This window comes from Polaromonas sp. YR568 (genome assembly GCF_943369415.1).
Taxonomy (GTDB): Bacteria; Pseudomonadota; Gammaproteobacteria; order Burkholderiales; family Burkholderiaceae_C; genus Polaromonas.
In genome coordinates this window covers 60,069-78,804 of the sequence record NZ_CALRNF020000021.1, presented here as the reverse complement: position 1 = coordinate 78,804, position 18,736 = coordinate 60,069, and the positions used below count along the sequence as shown (strand labels likewise).

Genomic DNA, 18,736 nt, shown 5'->3' with positions numbered 1-18,736 from the left:
AACGCAACGGGCCGCTCGCAACCAACCGTGGTCGAGCGGCCCGCTTTTTTTGGGTACCGCCTTTATGTCCGAGCACTCCCTGATTCCCCCGCGCCCGGCACCCGCCCTGCGGCGCAAGCATTTTTCCTGGCGCAGCAAACAGGCGCGCGCCATCGTCTACCAGGTAGCCGCCGTCAGCCTGATCGTCTTCCTGGTCTGGCTGCTGGTGAGCAACACCATGTCCAACATGAAGACCCGCGGCATCCAGAGCGGCTTCGACTTCCTGCTGCAGCCGGCCGGCTTCGACATCGGCGAAGGCTGGCTCAATTACGACTCCATTGACCCCTACTGGAAGGCCTTCCTGGTCGGGCTGGTCAACACGCTGCGCGTGGCGGTGGTCGGCATCGTGCTGACGTCCATCCTGGGCACGCTGCTGGGCGTGGGCCGCTTCTCGCGCAACGCCCTGGTGCGGGCGCTGTGCTACGGCTATGTCGAGACCTTCCGCAACATCCCGGTGCTGCTGCAGCTGCTGATGTGGTACCTGCTGTTCACCGAATACCTGCCCGCCGTGGACCAGGCCCTGCACATCGGCAAATGGGTTTACGTCAGCAAGAACGGCCTGTCCTACCCCTCGCCCGTGTGGGGCCTGGGCCAGACGCTGGCGCTCGCCGGCGCGCTGGTGGGTGTCGCGGCCAGCGTGCTGTACGCGCGCAGCGCGCGCAAGCAGTTCGACCTGACCGGCAAGCCCCGGCCGGTTTTCTGGGTGTCGCTGGCGCTGGTCGTGGGCGGCGCGCTCATCGGCTGGCTGGCCGGCGGCGCGCCCAACGAATGGAATCTGCCGCTGCTGACCGAATCGCAGGTGGAAGGCGGCGGCGCGCTGTCGCCCGAATACCTCGCGGTGCTGCTGGGCCTGGTGCTGTACACCTCCGCCTTCGTGGCCGAGGTGGTGCGCGCCGGCATTGCCTCGGTGTCGCTGGGCCAGCATGAGGCCAGCGCCTCACTGGGCCTGTCGCGCGGCCACTCGATGCGGCTGGTGGTGCTGCCGCAGGCGCTGCGCGTCATCATTCCGCCGCTGACCAACCAGTACCTCAACCTCACGAAAAACTCCTCGCTGGCCGTCGCCGTGGGTTACCCGGACCTGGTCTCCATCGCCAACACCTCGCTGAACCAGACCGGCCGGGCCGTGGAGTGCATCGCCATCATCATGCTGATCTACCTGAGCACCTCGCTGGCGACGTCCGGCCTGATGAACTGGTTCAACAGCCGTGCCGCCATCAAGGAGCGCTGAGCGATGAGCAATAACAACACTTTTGTGCCGATCGCGGCGCGCCCGGCCCCCGTCAAGATGGAGGGCTTCGGCCCCTGGCTGCGCAACAACCTGTTCTCCAGCATCGGCAATTCGGTGATTTCCCTCACCGTGCTCGCGGTGCTGGTGTGGGCGGCCACGAACATCGTGCAGTGGGGCATCCTGCATGCCGTCACCGCGGCGGACCCGGACGCCTGCCAGGCCGCGCGCGGCGTGGGCGCCTGCTGGGGCGTGATCCGCGAAAAAGGCCGCATCATCCTGCTGGGCCGCTACCCGCAGGCCGAGCACTGGCGCGCGGAACTGGCGACCGTGCTGCTGCTGGGCCTGGTGGTGGCCAGCTGCGTGCGCTGGTTCTGGAAGCCCTGGCTGGTGCTGCTGTGGGCGGCCGTGCTGGCCGCCTTCTTCACGCTGATGAGCGGCGGCGTCCTGGGGCTGACCAAGGTGACGACCGACCAGTGGGGCGGCCTGCCGCTGACGGTGATGCTCACGGTGATCTCGATGACCATCGCCTTCCCGATCGCCGTGATGGTGGCGCTGGGCCGCCGCGCCAACATGCCGGCCATACGCACGCTGTGCGTCATCTACGTCGAGCTGATACGCGGCGTGCCGCTCATTTCCGTGCTGTTCATGGCCAGCTTCATGTTCCCGCTGTTCATGCCCATCGGCAAGTCGCCCGACGTGCTGGTGCGCGTCATCGTCGGCATCACGCTGTTCGCCGCGGCCTACATGGCCGAGATCGTGCGCGGCGGCTTGCAGTCGCTCTCCAAGGGCCAGACCGAGGCGGCGGCCAGCCTGGGCCTGGGCTACTGGCAGACGCAGATCAAGATCGTGCTGCCGCAGGCGCTGGGCACCGTGGTGCCCAGCATCATGAACAACTTCATTTCGCTCTTCAAGGACACCTCTCTGGTGACCATCGTGTCGCTGTACGAGCTCACCGGCGCGCTGTCGCTGGCGGTGGGCTCGGACCCGAACTGGCGGCCCTTCAAGATCGAAGCCTATATTTTCATTGCCGCGATTTATTTCACCTGCTGCTTCGCGATGTCGCGCTACAGCCTGTGGATAGAACGCCGTCTCGCCGTGGGCAAAGCCCGTTGAACAGGAACAAGAACATGAGTGATCCCTCCATCCGCTTTGACAAGGTCAACAAATGGTATGGCAACAATTTCCATGTGCTGCGCGACATCGACCTGGAAGTGAAGCAAGGCGAGCGCCTGGTGATCTGCGGGCCGTCGGGCTCGGGCAAGTCCACCCTCATCCGTTGCATCAACGCGCTGGAAGACTACCAGGAAGGCAAGCTCACCGTCGCGGGCTCGGTGCTGGGCGACGACATCAAGGCGATCGACGCGGTGCGCCGCCAGGTCGGCATGGTGTTCCAGCAGTTCAACCTGTTCCCGCATTTGACGGTACTGGAAAACCTGACGCTCTCGCCGACCTGGGTCGCCGGCCTGTCCAAGAAGGACGCGATCGAGCGCGCCATGCACCAGCTCGAGCGCGTGCGCATCGCCGAGCAAGCGCAGAAATACCCGCTGCAGCTGTCGGGCGGCCAGCAGCAGCGCGTGGCGATTGCGCGCGCGCTGTGCCTCACGCCCAAGATCATGCTGTTCGACGAGCCCACCTCGGCGCTGGACCCGGAGATGATCAAGGAAGTGCTGGACGTGATGATGGAGCTGGCCAACCAGGGCATGACCATGCTGTGCGTGACGCATGAAATGGGCTTTGCCAAGGCGGTGGCCGACCGCGTGATCTTCATGGACCAGGGGCAGATCGTCGAAGAGAACGCGCCCGCCGAGTTCTTCAACCATCCGCAGACCGACCGGGCCCAGGATTTCCTGTCCAAGATTCTGGGGCACTAAACTATCCCCATGTGCCAACTCCTGGGAATGAATTCGGCCAAACCGGCGGACCTTCGGTTCTCGCTCACCGGATTCGCCGCGCGTGGCGGCCTGACCGACCACCATGCGGACGGCTTCGGCATCGGCTTTTTTGAAGACAAGGCCTGCCGCCTGTTCGTCGATGCCCAGCCGGCATCGAGTTCCCCAGTCGCGGAAATGCTCAAGCACTACGCCATCAAGTCACGCAACGTGGTCTCGCACATCCGCAAGGCCACGCAGGGCGACCCGATGCGGCTGGAAAACTGCCATCCCTTCACCCGCGAACTCTGGGGCCGCCACTGGCTCTTCGCCCACAACGGCGACCTGATCGACTACCAGCCCGAATCCGCCGGCAACTACCAGCCGGTGGGCACCACCGACAGCGAGCGGGCCTTCTGCGCGCTGATGGAAGAACTCAAGCGCATCAGCCCGCGCGAACCGTGTTCGGCCGACATCGTGTTCGACACCTTGTGTTCCATGAGCGAGCGCACGGCCGAGTTCGGCGTCTTCAACTACTTGCTGTCCAACGGCCAGTCGCTGTACGCGCATTGCTCGACAAAGCTGTGGTACCTGGTGCGCGAATGGCCGTTCTCGAATGCCAGCCTGGTGGACGCCGACCTCAGCATGGACTTTGCGCAGACCAACAACCCGGAAGACCGCCTCTGCGTGGTCGCCACCCAGCCGCTGACGCGCAACGAAAACTGGCAGCAGATGCAGCCGGGCCAGTTGCTGTGGATGGAAGACGGCCGCATCGTGCGGCAGGCGCAGCTGCAGGTCAGCGAGGCCATCCGCAAGAAACACGAGGCCAGCCTGGCCTGTGTATAAACCGGCTTAGTCGTTTCCGGCGATAGCCCACTGCGCCACGGCAAAGTCCCGCCGTATCAGGTTCTCGGCCAGCAAAAACCGTTTCACTTCCTCGATCAGCTTGAGGCCTTCGGCCGGGTAAGCGGTGTCGGGGAAATGCGAAAGCGGATAAGAGTCTTTCACCGCCGCCACCGGAAAGCCGCTGGCTTCGGCGTGAAAGGCGTAATACGCCGCGCTGTCGCGGCGTATGTCCTGCAGCGCCACCGTCCGCGCGCGGCCCCAGGCCGCCGGCAGGCCGGGCGCCGCCGCCAGCAATTTGGGCGAGGCAATGATGACCGAGGTGCCACGCAGGGTCGGGTGCTTTTCGGCTTCGTCGATCACCGGGTAGCCGCGTGACGCCAGCAGCGGCCCGGTGTTGATCGGTGCGGCAAAGGCCGCCACGGCACCGCGCTCCAGCGCGGGCTCGCCGTCACGCGGCAGCATGTGCACCACCTTGACGGTTTTCAGCAGGCCCGCTTCCTTGAGCAGGCCCAGCACGTAGCGATGCATGTAGGAGCCCAGCGCGACGCCCACGGTTTTGCCTTCAAGCTCCCTGACGGTTTTGACGCCGCCGCGCGGCGTGAGCAGCCAGACGTTCATGCCCACGTTGTCAAAGCCCAGCAAGCGCCCTTCAAAACCCTGGGCGCGCGCGACGACGGCGGGTGTGTCGCCGTAGATGCCGACGTCGAGGTTGCCGGAGACAAAGGCTTCGTTGAGGTCGGGTCCGTTGGGGAACACGCGCGTGACCACCTCGCCAAAACCCAGCGGCGCCAGTTCGCGCTGCAACTGGCCTTGCTGCAAGGCCCAGCCTGTGGCCGAGGCGGGCTTTTTGCCGGGGCCGATAAAGCCCAGGCGCAAGGTTTGAGGGGAGGCGGCTTGCGCGCGGCCCAGGACGGGCAGCGCCAGCGAGGCCGCCGCCGCGAGCGCGGCGCCCAGCAGGCGGCGGCGCGGCGTCTTCAAACGGGTCAATGGGAATTTCAGGTCGGTCATATCAGTTGGGTCGGCGCCTCAGTGCGCCCGTTGTAGAAGTTCAAAACTCGCGTCGGCCCGGGCAGTGGACTGGCGGCCCTTGCCCCAGCCTATGGCGCTGCGGTAGCTGCCCATCAGGGCCTGCGTGTCCGCCGCATGTTCGTTGACCGCCGAGGCGTGGTCGGCAATCGGCGCGACGTAAAGCGCGTCCTCGGGGCAATAGAGCTCACACATAAAGCAGGTCTGGCAGTCGTCCTGGCGCGCGATCACCGGCGGGCCGCCGGGGACGATGTCAAACACATTCGTGGGGCAGGCATGCACGCAGATGTTGCAGGCGGTGCAGCGGGTGGCGCTGACGATTTCAATCATGCCGCCACTCCCTGTACGGTCTGCGCGGCGAGCGGCGCGTGCGCAGACGGCGCGTCGTCCACCGCATGCTTGCGCACCCAGACCTCATCGAGCCCGCCGCTGACCAGCCGGTGGCGCTGCGCCGGGTCGCTGGCCTTGTGTTCCTTGCGCCTGTGCATGCCGCGCGTTTCGGTGCGCTGCAGGGCGCTGCGGTACATCCAGCGCGAGGTGGCCAGCATGGCCGCGGCTTCACGGGCGCGCACCGCCTCCTGCGTATTGGCCGCGGGCGCGCCCGCGCGCAGGCGATGCCAGAGGGCGTCGAGCCGCTGCAGCGAATCTTCGAGCAGGTCGCCGCGCCGGTACCAGTTGCGTTCGTAGGGAAAGACTTCGGCCTGTACGGCGCGTATGACTTCGGCGCTGTCGGGCGCGTGGCTGCCCTGGCCTTGCAGGGCTACGCCGCCCGCGCGCAAGGCCACGCGCTGCGCCGTGCTGCGCGCACTGCGGCCGAAGTCGGCCGCGCCCGCACCGGCCCAGAAGCCCGAGGACAAGGCCCAGGCCGCGTTGTGGCTGCCGCCGCCGGTAAAGCCGCCGCAGATCAGTTCGCGTGTGGCCGCGTCGCCGGCGGCATAGAGGCCGGGTACCGTGGTCGCGCAGCTCTCGCTCACCAGGTGCAGGCCGCCTGTGCCGCGCACCGTGCCTTCAAGCCGCAAGGTGACGGGGAAGTGCTGGGTGAAAGGGTTGATGCCCTGCCGGTCAAAGGAGACAAAGAAGTTGGGCTGGGCCGTGCGCATCCAGGCGCGTATGTCGGCGTCGGCCTTGTCCAGGCAGGCATAGACCGGCCGGGTCTGCAGGGTCTGTGCGATCACGCTGCGCCCGCGCGAGGAGCCCGCGCCTTCAATCGGCGAGCCGTCCTGGTCATAAAAGGTCGCCCAGTTGTAGAACAGCGATTTGGTGACCGACGAGAACGCCGGGCCCAGGCCATAGGCGTTGGAAAACTCCATGCCCGAGAGCTCGGCGCCGACTTCGGCCGCCATCAGGTGGCCGTCGCCTGTCAACACGTTGCAGCCCAGCGCGCGGCTGAGGAAAGCGCAGCCGCCGGTGGCAATCACCACCGCGCCCGCGCGCGCCACCCAGGTCTCGCCGCTCTGGCGGTTGACGCCGGTGGCGCCGCATACCGTGCCGCCCTCATCGACCAGCAATTCGAGCGCGGGGCTGTGGTCGATGATGCGCGCGCCGGCCGCCTTGACCTGCTTGCGCATCAGCCGCATGTATTCGGGGCCTTGCAGCGAGGTGCGGCGCAACCGGCCGTCGGCATCGGCCGGGAAGGGATAGCCCCATTCGGTGAGCAGGTCCACATTGGCCCAGGTTTGCGCGAGCACGCGGTCCATCCAGGCGTGTTCGGCCAGGTGGCCGCCCATGGCCAGGCGGCTGGCCTTGGCCTCTTCGCGCGCGGCGCCGTCGGGCGAGACATGCCACAGCCCGGTGCCCGAAGGCGCGGTGGCGCCCGAGGTCCCGCAGTAACCCTTGTCGGCCAGCAGCACCGAGGCGCCCGTGGCCGCCGCGCTGATGGCGGCCCAGGCGCCGGCGGGGCCGCCGCCTATCACCAGCACGTCCACCTCGTGCCGCACCGCGCCTGCCGCGTTCGACAGCTGCTGCAAATCCCAATCGCGTGTTCCCATTGCCTGCTCCTGAAGTTCCGCCCTTGCATCTGCTTGCTTGAAGCTGCAATGCGCCAGTGCCGACTCTAGGCAGGCCGGACCCGCTTGCGAACGAAGCTTTCCGGTTAAAGATAGTTGGAAATGATGGGTTCGCGGTGAACCCGCAACCACGGGACGCAGCGACTACTGCAGGAAGCCCATGTTGCGCCCTTCGCGCACCTCGGGCTTGATGCGGTGCTCGGCCTCCAGCTGCGCGAGGAATTCCTCGGCCGAGAACTCAGCCGCCAGGATGTCGACCTGGCGCTTGACCGCCGCGAAATCGCCGGGGCACAACTGCGTGAGTTTGCCTAGGCGTTCGCGCAGGGTTCCGGTCAACAAGGCGGTGTCACCGGCCAGTGCCTCGACCACAAACATGCTCTCGCGCTGTTCGCGGGTCAACGGCATGAACTTGATCTTGAAGGTGAAGCGCCGCAGCGCCGCCTGGTCCAGGCTGTCGAACAGGTTGGTGGTGCAGATGAAGATGCCGTTGTGGCGCTCCATGCCCTGAAGCATTTCGTTGACCTCGGTCACTTCGTAGGTGCGCTGGGCGCCGCGCCTGTCCTGCAGGAAGCTGTCGGCCTCGTCGAGCAGCAGCACGGCTTTTTCGGCCTCGGCCTCGCGGAACATGGCGGCCATGTTCTGCTCAGTCTCGCCGACGTACTTGCTCATGAGGTCGCTGGCCTGCTTGATGATGAGGGGCAGGTCCAGCGCTTTGGCGATGTGTTCGGCCAGCGCCGTCTTGCCGGTGCCGGGCGGGCCGTAGAAACACAGGCTGCCGTGGCCGCGGCTTTTGAGCGCCTCGACGATGCGCGGCACTTCAAAGCGCGACTCGACGTTGAGCATGGACAGGTCGTAGGTGGTGACGCTGCGGCGCCCCGCCGTCTCGGATTTGTTGCCCAGCGCGACGTCGGCGTTCTTGAGCTGCCGCTCTATCAGCGACTCCATCAGCAGCGGCCGGCCGCCGGCGAGGATGGCGCCCATGCCTTCGGCGTCGACCTGCACGTCGATTTTGTCCTCGGGCGCGCTGGCCAGCCGCGCGAAGCGGACGGCCGTGCGTATCTGCGCGGGCGTCAGGCCCTTGCGCGCCGTGAGCTTGGCCACAAAGGCGTCGCTCACCTGAACGCCTTCCAGCGTCTTGCGCACCACGCCCTCGCGCGCGCCGGGCGGCGGTGACCTCAGTTCAAGGTGGTAGGCGAAGCGGCGGCGAAAGGCCGGGTCGATTTGTTCAATGCGGTTGGTGACCCAGAGCGTGGGCACGGTGTTCGATTCGAGGATCTGGTTGACCCAGGCCTTGCCGTTGACCGAGCCGCTGGCCGGCACCGGCATCTGTTCGGAGCGCGCCATCAACTGCGCGGCTTCGCTGGAGATGGGCGGAAACACGTCTTCGACTTCGTCGAACAGCAGGGCCGAGTGCGTGCTGCCTTTGAGGAAAACCTGCGCGATCTGCAGCGAACGGTAGCGGTCGCGCCCGCTCAGCGAGTTGCCGTCACGGTCGGCGTATTCAACCTCGAAGAGGTCCAGGCCGGCGGCCTGCGACACGACCTTGGCCAGCTCGGTCTTGCCGGTGCCGGGCGGGCCGTAGAGCAGCACGTTGACGCCCTGCTCCTTGCCGGCCACCGCGTTGCGCAGCAGGGACACCAGCACCTGCGCGTCTTCCTGCACGAAGGCGAAATCGGCCAGGCCCAGGCTGCTGTGCGCGGCCGGCCGGGTGAAGACGGCCATGAGTTCGTTCTGGTCGCGGTATTCGCGCATCAGCACGGGCGGCAGCTTCTCGCTGACTTTCATCAAGTCGGCGAGGTCGGTGATGTTGTGCTCGGAGATCAGGTTCTCGACCATGCCTATGCGTTCGAGCCGCGAGCCGGCGCGCAACGCCTCGGCGACTTCAGGCGCCTTGACGCCGGCCACGTCGGCGATGGCGGCATAGGCTTCGGGGGCGTTGTTGACCTTGAACTCGACCAGCAGGGAGCGCAGGTCGCGCTGGTAGCGCGCCAGCGTGCCGTAGAGCAGCAGCGCTCGCTCGGCGCGGTTGAGCTGCAGCAGGTTGGCCAGCGCGTCGATGTTTTTTTCGACCAGGGTGGATTGTTTCTTGAGCGCCTGCGTGAGCCACTCGCCAGTGGCGGCCAGCACCGAAAGCAGGTCCTTGGGCTGGTCCTTGGCGTGTTCATCGAGGTAGAAGAACAGCGTGCCCTCTTCGTAGGGGCCGCGCCAGGCGCCGTGGCGCGCCATGAATTCGGCGTCGGTCAGGCTTTCGTGGCCGCGCCAGAATTCGTTGTCCTTGCAGCGGCGGACCAGGAATTCACGCAGCCGCTGCAGCGCGGGCAGCGGCCAGACCAGGTGCCGGCCCGAGAGCGACAGCAGGCTGTTGAGGTCGCGCCGAACGTTGAACTTGGCGCCTTGCCGGGCGGCCAGCGTCAGCACGAAATGCGAGCACATCATGTCCAGCACCGGCGCTTCCTTGAGCCCGGGGGACAGCAGCCACTGCTGCTCGCTAACGGAACGCTTGCTCATGGACAAACCTCCCTATTGCACCTATCGCACCTATTGCAACTACACCGCTGGTTGACATGCTGGAACCTTGTTTCATCACACTGCTATGAGCGCCGGGGCGCCAAGGGGTTCAATGAGACTCCACCATAACGCAGCTTGAAGCATCATGGAAGACACTACTTGAAAGCGGCCGTTTGTAATGCGCCACAGAACCGGCCCCGAACGCGTGGAAAATGGCCCGGCACAATCTCACCCATCTCATCATTGCCGCAGAGGAACTTCATGCTCAGCCTTACCGACATCGAACAGGCCGCCCAGCGCCTGCAGGGCCATTTGCTGGATACGCCTTGTGTGGAATCCAGGACGCTGTCGCAGCTGACGGGCGCGCAGATTTTCCTCAAGTTTGAGAACCTGCAGTACACCGCATCCTTCAAGGAGCGTGGCGCTTGTAACAAGCTTGCGCAACTGTCTGCCGACGAACGGCGCCGCGGCGTGATCGCGATGAGCGCGGGTAACCATGCCCAGGGTGTGGCTTACCACGCGCAGCGCCTGGGCCTGCGGGCGGTGATCGTGATGCCGCGCTTCACGCCGGGCGTGAAGATAGAGCGCACGCGCGGTTTTGGCGCCGAGGTGGTGCTGCACGGCGACTCGCTGGACGAGTCGCGCGCCCACGCCCTGTTGCTGGCCGAACGCGAAGGCCTGGTGTTTGTGCACCCCTACGACGACGAAGCCATCGTCGCGGGCCAGGGCACCGTGGGGCTGGAGATGCTGCACGCCGTGCCGGACCTGGACACCCTGGTGATTGCCGTGGGCGGCGGCGGCCTGATCGCGGGCACGGCCACGGCGGCCAAGGCCATCAAGCCCGGCATCGAGATCATCGGCGTGCAGACTTCCCGCTTTCCCGGCATGGTCAACGCCATCAAGGGCACCAAACACCCGCAGGGCACCAGCACAATTGCCGAAGGCATCGCCGTCGGCACGCCGGGCATCATTCCGCAGGCCATCATCGCCAGACTGGTGGACGACCTGGTGCTGGTGGACGAAGGCGACATCGAGCAGGCCATGGTCATGCTGCTCGAAATTGAAAAAACCCTGGTCGAAGGCGCCGGCGCGGCCGGGCTGGCGGCGCTGCTCAAGTACCCCGAGCGTTTTGCCGGCAAAAAGGTCGGCCTGATCCTGTGCGGCGGCAACATCGACCCGCTGCTGCTGGCCGCCATCATCGAGCGCGGCATGGTGCGCGCCGGCCGCCTGGCGCGCATCAAGGTCAGCGTGCGCGACATTCCCGGTTCACTGGCGAAGATCACCGCCACCGTGGCCGACGCCGGCGCCAACATCGACGAAGTGCATCACCAGCGCGCCTTCACCATGCTCTCGGTGCAGAACGTGGAGATCGAGCTGGTGATCCAGACGCGCGGGCGCGACCACATCCAGCAGGTGCTGGCGGCGGTCAACGCCGCCGGCTTCGAGGCCTCGGAGCAGCACTGAGCGCGATGCTGCGGCGGTTCAGTTCCAGCCAATCACCTCAAAGCCCTTTTCACTGAGGCAGCGCTGCACAAAGCTGCGGTAGGTGCTGTTGGGTTTGTCGTTGTGGAAGGCACCCGACACGGCGCCCGCCGAGCCGCCCACCGCCGCCCCTCCCACGCCGGCGCGCAGCACGCCCTCCCCGCCCCGCCCGGTGATCAGCGCCCCCACGGCCGAAGCCACGCCCCCGACGGCCGCGCCCTCACCGGCGCGGCGACCGACTTCGTTGCCGCTCTGCGTCGGGCTGAGCCCGGCGGCCGAAGCCCGCGACATGCAGGCATTGGCCTCGGCCTTGCCCTGGGCATCACCGACGCGGTTCAGCGTGGCGTTGGGGTACAGCACCGGCCTGGCCGAGGCGCTGTTGGGCCCGCCGGTGGCGCAGGCGGACAGCAGGACCAGCGCGGACACGGCGGCCGGCAGGAGTCGAAATAAGGCTGGGGATTTCATGCATTCCTTCCACAAAAAGGCATGGCCAAAGGGTAACGCAACTGCCGGCGGCGAGTTCTTTGCCGCCGGGGCGCGGCATGCAGGTAAAATCTGCCCAGACTTTCAAGCAATTCAGGAACCCCCCATGTCCAGTCCAGCCGACCACACCACCAATGCCGCCCACGACAGCGCCACGCCCGCCCAGGAGCAGGAAGCCGTTGACGCCATCGTCCCGATGATCCCCATTGTTCTGCCGGTCGTTGGCGGCGTGCTGATGTTCCTGCTGGCCTTTATCGCCATCTACATGGCCTGAGGCTCTTCCGCCTCCACCCCAAAAGTCCGCATCGTGCGGACTTTTTTGTTTCCGGGCCCCGCGCCCCGATCGTCAGTTTCTCCGGCCCTTTCACCCGCCAAGCGCCCGTGAAACTGCGGCAAAAGCGCCCTTCGCGGCATTCCCCATCTCCTTGTCACGACTGCCGGAACCCCCGTATGGTCTATGCATAACCTCATGCAGGTTATGCATAACTTTTGACGGTAACTGCGAGGTAACTCGGGACTATGTTCTTAAAATGAATTCTCTGGCCGACCCGTGGAAGACGAAAAAGCAGCCGATAAACCGCTTTTTTTGACCTTGCGCCGCAGCATCTTCAGCTTGCGGCTCCGCCCGCCGACCGGGACTTGTTTGTTGCGTGTGAGCTGTCCCCCGGTAAGCCCCCAAGCCTTATTCCGACAAACGTCTCGATGTCACCCGCCTGGTTGCCGCGCGACGTTTCCCGAAATAACGCTTTTTAACTTTGGAGTTTTTTCGATGAACCAACCCGTGATGCAAGGCCTCAAGCTCAACACACCCAGCTACGTCAAGAACGCGAAGCTGATCGCCTGGGTCGCCGACATGGTGGCCCTGTGCAAGCCCGACGACGTGTACTGGTGCGACGGCAGCGACGCCGAATACCAGCGCCTGTGCCAGCAGCTGGTCGACGCCGGCACCTTCAAAAAACTCAACGAAGCCAAGCGCCCCAACAGCTTCCTGGCGCAGAGCGACCCCAGCGACGTGGCGCGCGTGGAAGACCGCACCTACATCTGCTCGGCCAAAAAGGAAGACGCGGGCCCCACCAACAACTGGATGGCGCCCGCCGAAATGCGCCAGACGCTGCAGCCCCTGTTTGACGGCTGCATGAAGGGCCGCACCATGTACGTGGTGCCTTTCAGCATGGGCCCGCTGGGCTCGCCGATCGCGCACATCGGCATTGAACTCTCCGACAGCCCTTACGTGGCGGTCAACATGAAGATCATGACGCGCATGGGCCAGGCGGTGTTCGGCGTGCTGGGCGTGGACGGCGACTTCGTGCCTTGCGTGCACACCGTGGGCGCGCCGCTGGCTGAAGGCCAGAAAGACGTGAAGTGGCCCTGCAACAAGACCAAATACATCGTGCACTACCCCGAGACGCGCGAAATCTGGTCTTACGGCTCCGGCTATGGCGGCAACGCGCTGCTGGGCAAGAAATGCTTCGCGCTGCGCATCGCCTCCAACATGGGCCGCGACGAAGGCTGGCTGGCCGAGCACATGCTGATCCTCGGCGTGACCAACCCCCAGGGCAAGAAATACCACGTGGCGGCCGCCTTCCCCAGCGCCTGCGGCAAGACCAATTTCTCCATGCTGGTGCCGCCGGCCGGCTTTGACGGCTGGAAAGTCACCACCATCGGCGACGACATCGCCTGGATCAAGCCCAGCGCCGACGGCAAGCTCTACGCCATCAATCCCGAAGCGGGTTATTTCGGCGTGGCCCCGGGCACCAACTTCCACACCAACCCGAACTGCATGGCGAGCCTGGACAGAAACGTCATCTTCACCAACGTGGCCCTGACCGACGACGGCGACGTGTGGTGGGAAGGCATGGAAAAGGACACCGGCGGCCAGCCGGATCACCTGATCGACTGGCAGGGCAAGGACTGGACGCCGCAGATCGCGAAGGAAACCGGCGCCAAGGCCGCTCACCCCAACGCCCGCTTCACCGTGGCCGCCATCAACAACCCGGCGCTCGACGACGCCTGGGACGACCCCAAGGGCGTGGCGATCGACGCCTTCATCTTCGGCGGCCGCCGCTCCACCACCGTGCCCCTGGTCACCGAGGCGCGCAACTGGGTCGAAGGCGTGTACATGGCCGCGACCATGGGCTCGGAAACCACGGCCGCCTCCACCGGCCAGGCCGGCGTGGTGCGCCGCGACCCGTTTGCCATGCTGCCCTTCATGGGCTACAACATGAGCGACTACTTCCAGCACTGGCTCAATGTGGGCAAGAAGCTCGAAGCCACGGGCGCGGTGATCCCGAAGATCTACACCACCAACTGGTTCCGCAAGGGCGATGACGGCAAGTTCGTCTGGCCCGGCTACGGCGAGAACATGCGCGTGCTCAAGTGGATGATCGACCGCATAGAGGGCACGGGCAAGGGCTCCGAGCACATTACCGGCATCAGCCCCGCCTACGAAGACCTGAACTGGACCGGCCTGAACTTCAGCGCCGAGCAGTTCAACACCGTGACCAGCATCGACAAGGCCGCCTGGCTCAAGGAACTGGAACTGCACGCCGAACTGTTCAAGCAACTCGAACATCACCTGCCGAAAGAGCTGGGGGAGACCAAAGCCGCGATCGAGCGCCGCCTGGCTGCCTGACCGGCAAGACCATGCGGGCACGGCGCACGACCTGCGCCGCGCCTGATGCCCCCGGGCCAGCCGGCGCCAGGGCAAAAAAAAGCCACCTGACAAGGTGGCTTTTTTGTGGGCGACGCCTGGCCGGCGCGCCGTTCCAGCGCGTAAGGCTTAGATGTAATAACCGCGGTGATAGGCGCGCGCCAACGAGGGGATGCTGGAAGACTCGGGAAGCTCTGCCTTGAAGGCGGGAGCGGCAGGCGCCACCACTTCAGCGTCGGCTGAGCGTTGCAGGGCCATTTGCAGGTCGGCCATCACGCGCGGGTCGCTTTTGGCGGCTTGCCAGAGGCGTTGGTCGGCGCGGGCTTCAGCCAGGCTGCGCGACCAGCCGTCCAGGCCGGCTTTCACGCGGGCGGCGACGTTGCGCGCGGTGCCGGCAAAGATGGCCAGCGCGGCGAAGGCGACGGCCCACAACGCAATCCACATCACCAGCAAATGGCCTTCGGTGACGCTGTCCATCACCTGGTAAGCGACCACCATGATGGCGGCGGCCACGGCGGACAGGAGCAGCGTGGCGAGGCCGCGCGTGCCGGAGAAGGCCTGACCGAGCTGGCGTACGGCACCAAAGGCCGACTCAGCACGGACAACGCCGGGATGCTGTGTGGAATATTTGATATTGACGAAGCTGGTCATGGTGGACTCCCGTTGGTTAACTGTTACCGCTGATTCAAATTTGCAGCGGGTAAGGGGATATTAGGGTTATCACTGATGTTATTCAACTTTATCTTTATGATGTGATTCATTCATACCAGTGATAACCTGGGTATTTCGCCCCTTCAACGACACCCACCACGTCCACCATGGCCGCCGAAACCTTCAATCCCCTCAATTTCCGCACACTGGACCTGAACCTGCTTCGCGTGTTCGACGAGGTCATGGCCGAGCGCAGCCTGACGCGGGCGGCGCGCAACCTGTCGCTGACGCAGCCGGCCGTCAGCAACGCCTTGCGCCGGTTGCGTGAGACCCTGGGCGACGAGCTGGTGCAACGCAGCGGGCAGGGCATGGCGCCCACGCCGCGCGCCCTGGCCATCTGGCCCGCCGTGCGCGAAGCGTTGCGGCAACTGCAGGAGTCGCTGGTTCCCAACGAGTTTGTGCCCGGCACGGCCAACACCACCTTTGTGCTGGCCATGGCCGACGCAACGGCGGCCGAAGTGATGCCCGGCCTGGTCGAAACACTGGACCGCGAAGCCCCGGGCGTGTCCATACGCGTGGTGCCGCTCACCACCCGCGACCCGCGGCGCCTGCTTGACGAAGAGACCTGCGACCTGGCCGTCGGCTACTTTCCCTCGCTGGTGGCCGATTTGACGGCGAGCGAGCAAAGCGGCGAACCCCTGCCGTTTTCGAACCAGCGGCTCTATGACGGCGAATACGTCTGCGCGATGCGCAGGGACCACCCGCTGGCCACGGGCCCCTTCACGCTCAACAAGTTTTGCGCCGCGCGCCACATGCTGGTGAGTTTTTCAGGCCGGCCCTATGGTTTCATCGACGAATCCCTGGCCTCGCTGGGGCGCAAGCGTCACGTCGTGCTGACCGTCAACCAGTTCTTCACCGCAGGCCGCGTGGTGGCCAATTCCAACCTGCTGACCGTGCTGCCGCGGCATTTCGTGCGCGTGACCGGCATCGCCGAACAACTGGTGCTGCGCCCCCTGCCCTTCGACGTGGCGCCGGTGCACGTGGACGCGGTGTGGCACCGCCGCTCGCAGCAGCGCAGCGCCCACATCTGGTTGCGGCAGGCGGTGCTGCGCGCCGCCGAAAAGGCGTTTTCCACCTGAGCAGCCCCCGTTACGGATGACATGGAACGGTTGCGCGCGCGGCAACACATCGGCTAAGCTGGCGCCGCCCGTTCCGCGGAGCGCGGTCATAAGAACCATGCAACCCCGAGGGATCGCTTCGTGAAAAAAACACGTCTGAATGTCCACCTGCACCCGCTGAGCGCGGCCCTTGTTCTTGCCGGCCTGTTCGCGGCGCCCGGCACAGGCTTCGCCCAGAGCACCGACTGGAGTGCCGGCGCCGGAGGTAACTGGACCACTGGCGGCAATTGGACCAGCGGGGCTCCCACCGCGGCCACCACCGCGCGCCTGACCAATGCCGGCGACCAGGTCACGCTGAGCGGCGCAGGCACGGCGCAGACGCTGGAAGTGCAAACCAGCGGCGAGGTCATCGTCACCACGGGCGGGTCTCTGGTTATCACCGACATCATCAACCTGGGAACAACCACCGGCGCCGGTGCCGCCAGGCTCACCATACAGGCGGGCGGAACGGTGACGGCCGCCCACCTTTTCGCGGGAGACGCACCCCGGCAGGGCATCGTCACGGTCACCGGCGCGGGTTCCAGCCTGACGCTCGCGCCGCTCGGGTTGGGGCAGGCGCAGCGCTTTGAGATAGGCGGCAACGGCGCGGGTGAACTGCACATCGATGCGGGCGCAAACGTCACCGTGAACGGCACGCGCACCCTGCATGTGGGCGACACGGCCAACGGCACGCTCTTCATCGGCAGCGGCGCGGGCGCCGGCACGCTGACGGCCGACAGCGTGATCCTGGGCACGGCGGGCTCCTCGGTGCAGTTCAACCACACCGGTACCACGACGTTTTCAGCGGCCCTATCCGGCAACGGCTCCCTCACCAAAACCGGGGCCGGCACCACCATCCTCACGGGCGCCAATACCTATACCGGCGGCACCACCGTCAACGGCGGAACACTGCAAGGCGACACCACCAGCCTGCAGGGCAACATCAGCAACAACGCCGCCGTCACTTTTGACCAGGCGGCCACCGGCACCTACGCCGGCGCCATGAGCGGCACAGGCTCCCTCACCAAGACGGGCGCCGGCAAGCTCGTGCTCAGCGGCGTCAATAGCTACAGCGGCGCCACCGCCGTCAATGCCGGCACGCTGTCGGTCAACGGCAGCATCGCCAACTCGGCCGTGACCGTCAACAACGGCGGCACGCTGGGCGGCAGCGGCACGGTGGGAAGCACCGCCATCGCCGCGGGCGGCGTGTTCGCGCCGGGCAACTCCATCGGCACGCTGACGGTCAACGGCAACGTGACGTTTGCGGCCGGGTCCATCTACCGCGTCGAAGTCGACCCGGCCGGCAACAACGACCGCATCAACGCCACGGGCAGCGCCACACTGAACGGCGGTACTGTCGACGTGCAGGCCGGCGCCGGCAGCTATTCGCTGAGCACCCGCTACACCATCCTCAACGCGGCCAGCGGCCGGACGGGGGTCTTTTCCGGTGCCACCTCCAACCTGGCATTCCTGACGCCGTCGCTGGCCTATGACGCCAACAACGTCTTCCTGACCTTGGCACGCAACAGCGTCAGTTACGCCAGCGTCGGCATCACGCCGAACCAGATTGCCGCCGGCATGGCCCTGCAGAATGCGGTGGCCGGAGCCAGCGGGGACATGGGCACGGTGCTGGGCGCCGTCGACAGCCTGTCCGCCCCGCAGGCGCGCGCCGCCTTTGACGCCGCCAGCGGCGCCGGCATCGTGGAGCTGCGCCGCGCCGCCGCCGGCTTTGCCGCCAGCTTCAACGGCCGCTTGCAGGCCCGTCTGGCGGCGGTGCAAGGCCGCGACAACAGCACCCTGGCCAATGCCTTCAGCGACCGGCCGCTGCTGCTGGCCGCCAACGACACACTGCCCGAGCTGATGGCGCCGGCCTCCGATGCGCCCCGGCAGAAGTTCTCGCTCGCCGGCAGTGCGGCGGCGATGCCCGCCGCGCCGGACACGGGCAGCGGCCTGTGGGCGCGCGGCTACGGCGGCTACGGCAATACCGACACGGACGGCAACGCGGCGGCCAGCCGCCTGCGCAGCTCAGGCCTGAGCGTCGGCTTTGATGGGGACGTCAAGGAGGGCTTGCGCCTGGGCGCGGCCGTGACCGGCGGCACCTCGCGCCTGTCTACCGACAACAACGAAAGCGGCAAGAGCCGCGGCACGGCTGTCGCGGTGTATGGCGGCTACGTCACCGGCGCCTGGACCTTCAGCGGCTCGGCCGGCATGAGCTGGGGCAAGAACCACATGGACCGCGGCATCGCCTTCGGCACGGTCAACCGCATCGCCAGCGGCGACTTCGGCAGCAACACGCTGTCGGCGTACGGCGAGGCGACCTACACCATCGCCATGGACGGCTGGGCCTTGCGCCCGCTGGCGGGCCTGTCGCTGAGCCGCAGCAAGTCCGACGGGTTTACCGAAACCGGAGCCGGTGCGCTCAACCTCCAGGTCGCGGGCCAAACCGTCAACTCCGGCAAGTCCCTGCTGGGCGCGACGGCCAGCTTCGACGCGGGGCGCATCCGCTTTGAACCCCGGGTCGTCTGGGCGCACGAGTTCGGCGACCTCAACAAAACCATGTCGGCACAGCTTCAAGGCGCCGCGACGGCTTTCCCGTTTGAGATTGCCGGCACAGCCCTCAAGCGCGACACGCTGGTGTTGGGCCTGGGCGCGACCGGCAGCATCGGCAAAGGCGTTGATCTTTTTGCGGACGTGCAGGCCGAGTTCAACGCGGCGCAGCGCAACCTGGCTGTGCTGGTGGGCTTGCGCAGCCGCTGGTAGGCACGGTGAAGCCGCGGCCCGGCACTCCCCGT

At 66.2% G+C, this 18,736-nt stretch carries 15 protein-coding genes; 9 read left to right on the top strand and 6 right to left on the bottom strand.

Annotated features, from left to right (window positions below; genetic code table 11):
• Nucleotides 1–64: 64 nt before the first annotated feature.
• From ACLV74_RS14560 to ACLV74_RS14545, 4 genes are read left to right on the top strand one after another with little or no spacing between them, the layout of a single operon-like run.
• Nucleotides 65–1,267, top strand: coding sequence for an amino acid ABC transporter permease (locus tag ACLV74_RS14560; RefSeq protein ID WP_411880112.1), 1,203 nt, complete (start codon nt 65–67; stop codon nt 1,265–1,267).
• Between the two features lie 3 nt (nt 1,268–1,270).
• Nucleotides 1,271–2,380 carry an amino acid ABC transporter permease gene (locus ACLV74_RS14555; RefSeq protein WP_411880111.1) on the top strand — a complete coding sequence of 370 codons (1,110 nt, stop codon included), beginning with the start codon at nt 1,271–1,273 and terminating at the stop codon, nt 2,378–2,380.
• A gap of 14 nt (nt 2,381–2,394) precedes the next feature.
• Complete coding sequence (locus ACLV74_RS14550; protein WP_411880110.1) at nt 2,395–3,138, top strand: amino acid ABC transporter ATP-binding protein; 744 nt, start codon at nt 2,395–2,397, stop codon at nt 3,136–3,138.
• A 9-nt stretch (nt 3,139–3,147) separates the two neighbouring features.
• Entirely contained in the window at nt 3,148–3,981 is an 834-nt protein-coding gene (locus tag ACLV74_RS14545) for a class II glutamine amidotransferase (RefSeq protein WP_411880109.1), read from the top strand.
• 6 nt (nt 3,982–3,987) lie between these two features.
• Here the strand turns inward: ACLV74_RS14545 and ACLV74_RS14540 are convergent, their stop codons facing one another.
• The 4 genes from ACLV74_RS14540 to ACLV74_RS14525 form a co-directional block, all read right to left on the bottom strand.
• Nucleotides 3,988–4,989, bottom strand: coding sequence for an ABC transporter substrate-binding protein (locus ACLV74_RS14540; RefSeq protein ID WP_411880108.1), 1,002 nt, complete (start codon nt 4,987–4,989; stop codon nt 3,988–3,990).
• Between the two features lie 18 nt (nt 4,990–5,007).
• Entirely contained in the window at nt 5,008–5,337 is a 330-nt protein-coding gene (locus ACLV74_RS14535) for a 4Fe-4S dicluster domain-containing protein (protein ID WP_411880107.1), read from the bottom strand.
• Complete coding sequence (locus tag ACLV74_RS14530; protein ID WP_411880106.1) at nt 5,334–6,995, bottom strand: FAD-binding protein; 1,662 nt, start codon at nt 6,993–6,995, stop codon at nt 5,334–5,336. Before ACLV74_RS14530 ends, ACLV74_RS14535 begins: the two co-directional genes overlap by 4 nt.
• A gap of 162 nt (nt 6,996–7,157) precedes the next feature.
• Nucleotides 7,158–9,521: an ATP-binding protein gene (locus tag ACLV74_RS14525; RefSeq protein ID WP_411880105.1), complete on the bottom strand. Its 2,364-nt coding sequence runs from the start codon at nt 9,519–9,521 to the stop codon at nt 7,158–7,160.
• A gap of 261 nt (nt 9,522–9,782) precedes the next feature.
• Here ACLV74_RS14525 and ACLV74_RS14520 point away from each other — a divergent pair, with 261 nt between their 5' ends.
• Nucleotides 9,783–10,985, top strand: a complete 1,203-nt coding sequence (locus ACLV74_RS14520) for a threonine ammonia-lyase (protein ID WP_411880104.1) — start codon at nt 9,783–9,785, stop codon at nt 10,983–10,985.
• Between the two features lie 18 nt (nt 10,986–11,003).
• Here the strand turns inward: ACLV74_RS14520 and ACLV74_RS14515 are convergent, their stop codons facing one another.
• Nucleotides 11,004–11,468 (bottom strand): glycine zipper family protein, encoded by a 465-nt coding sequence (locus ACLV74_RS14515; RefSeq protein ID WP_411880103.1) that lies wholly within the window; start codon nt 11,466–11,468, stop codon nt 11,004–11,006.
• A gap of 124 nt (nt 11,469–11,592) precedes the next feature.
• Here ACLV74_RS14515 and ACLV74_RS14510 point away from each other — a divergent pair, with 124 nt between their 5' ends.
• Nucleotides 11,593–11,760, top strand: a complete 168-nt coding sequence (locus ACLV74_RS14510; RefSeq protein WP_411880102.1) for a hypothetical protein — start codon at nt 11,593–11,595, stop codon at nt 11,758–11,760.
• A 495-nt stretch (nt 11,761–12,255) separates the two neighbouring features.
• Nucleotides 12,256–14,118: a phosphoenolpyruvate carboxykinase (GTP) gene (locus ACLV74_RS14505; protein ID WP_411880101.1), complete on the top strand. Its 1,863-nt coding sequence runs from the start codon at nt 12,256–12,258 to the stop codon at nt 14,116–14,118.
• 147 nt (nt 14,119–14,265) lie between these two features.
• On the opposite strand, the gene ACLV74_RS14500 is transcribed toward ACLV74_RS14505, so the two are convergent.
• On the bottom strand, nt 14,266–14,787 hold the full coding sequence (locus ACLV74_RS14500) for a hypothetical protein (protein WP_411880100.1): 522 nt from the start codon (nt 14,785–14,787) through the stop codon (nt 14,266–14,268).
• Nucleotides 14,788–14,954: 167 nt separating this feature from the next.
• Between ACLV74_RS14500 and ACLV74_RS14495 the strand changes: the two genes are divergently transcribed.
• Nucleotides 14,955–15,926: a LysR family transcriptional regulator gene (locus ACLV74_RS14495; RefSeq protein WP_411880099.1), complete on the top strand. Its 972-nt coding sequence runs from the start codon at nt 14,955–14,957 to the stop codon at nt 15,924–15,926.
• Nucleotides 15,927–16,046: 120 nt separating this feature from the next.
• Nucleotides 16,047–18,704, top strand: a complete 2,658-nt coding sequence (locus tag ACLV74_RS14490; protein WP_411880098.1) for an autotransporter domain-containing protein — start codon at nt 16,047–16,049, stop codon at nt 18,702–18,704.
• The last annotated feature ends 32 nt before the right edge of the window (nt 18,705–18,736 follow it).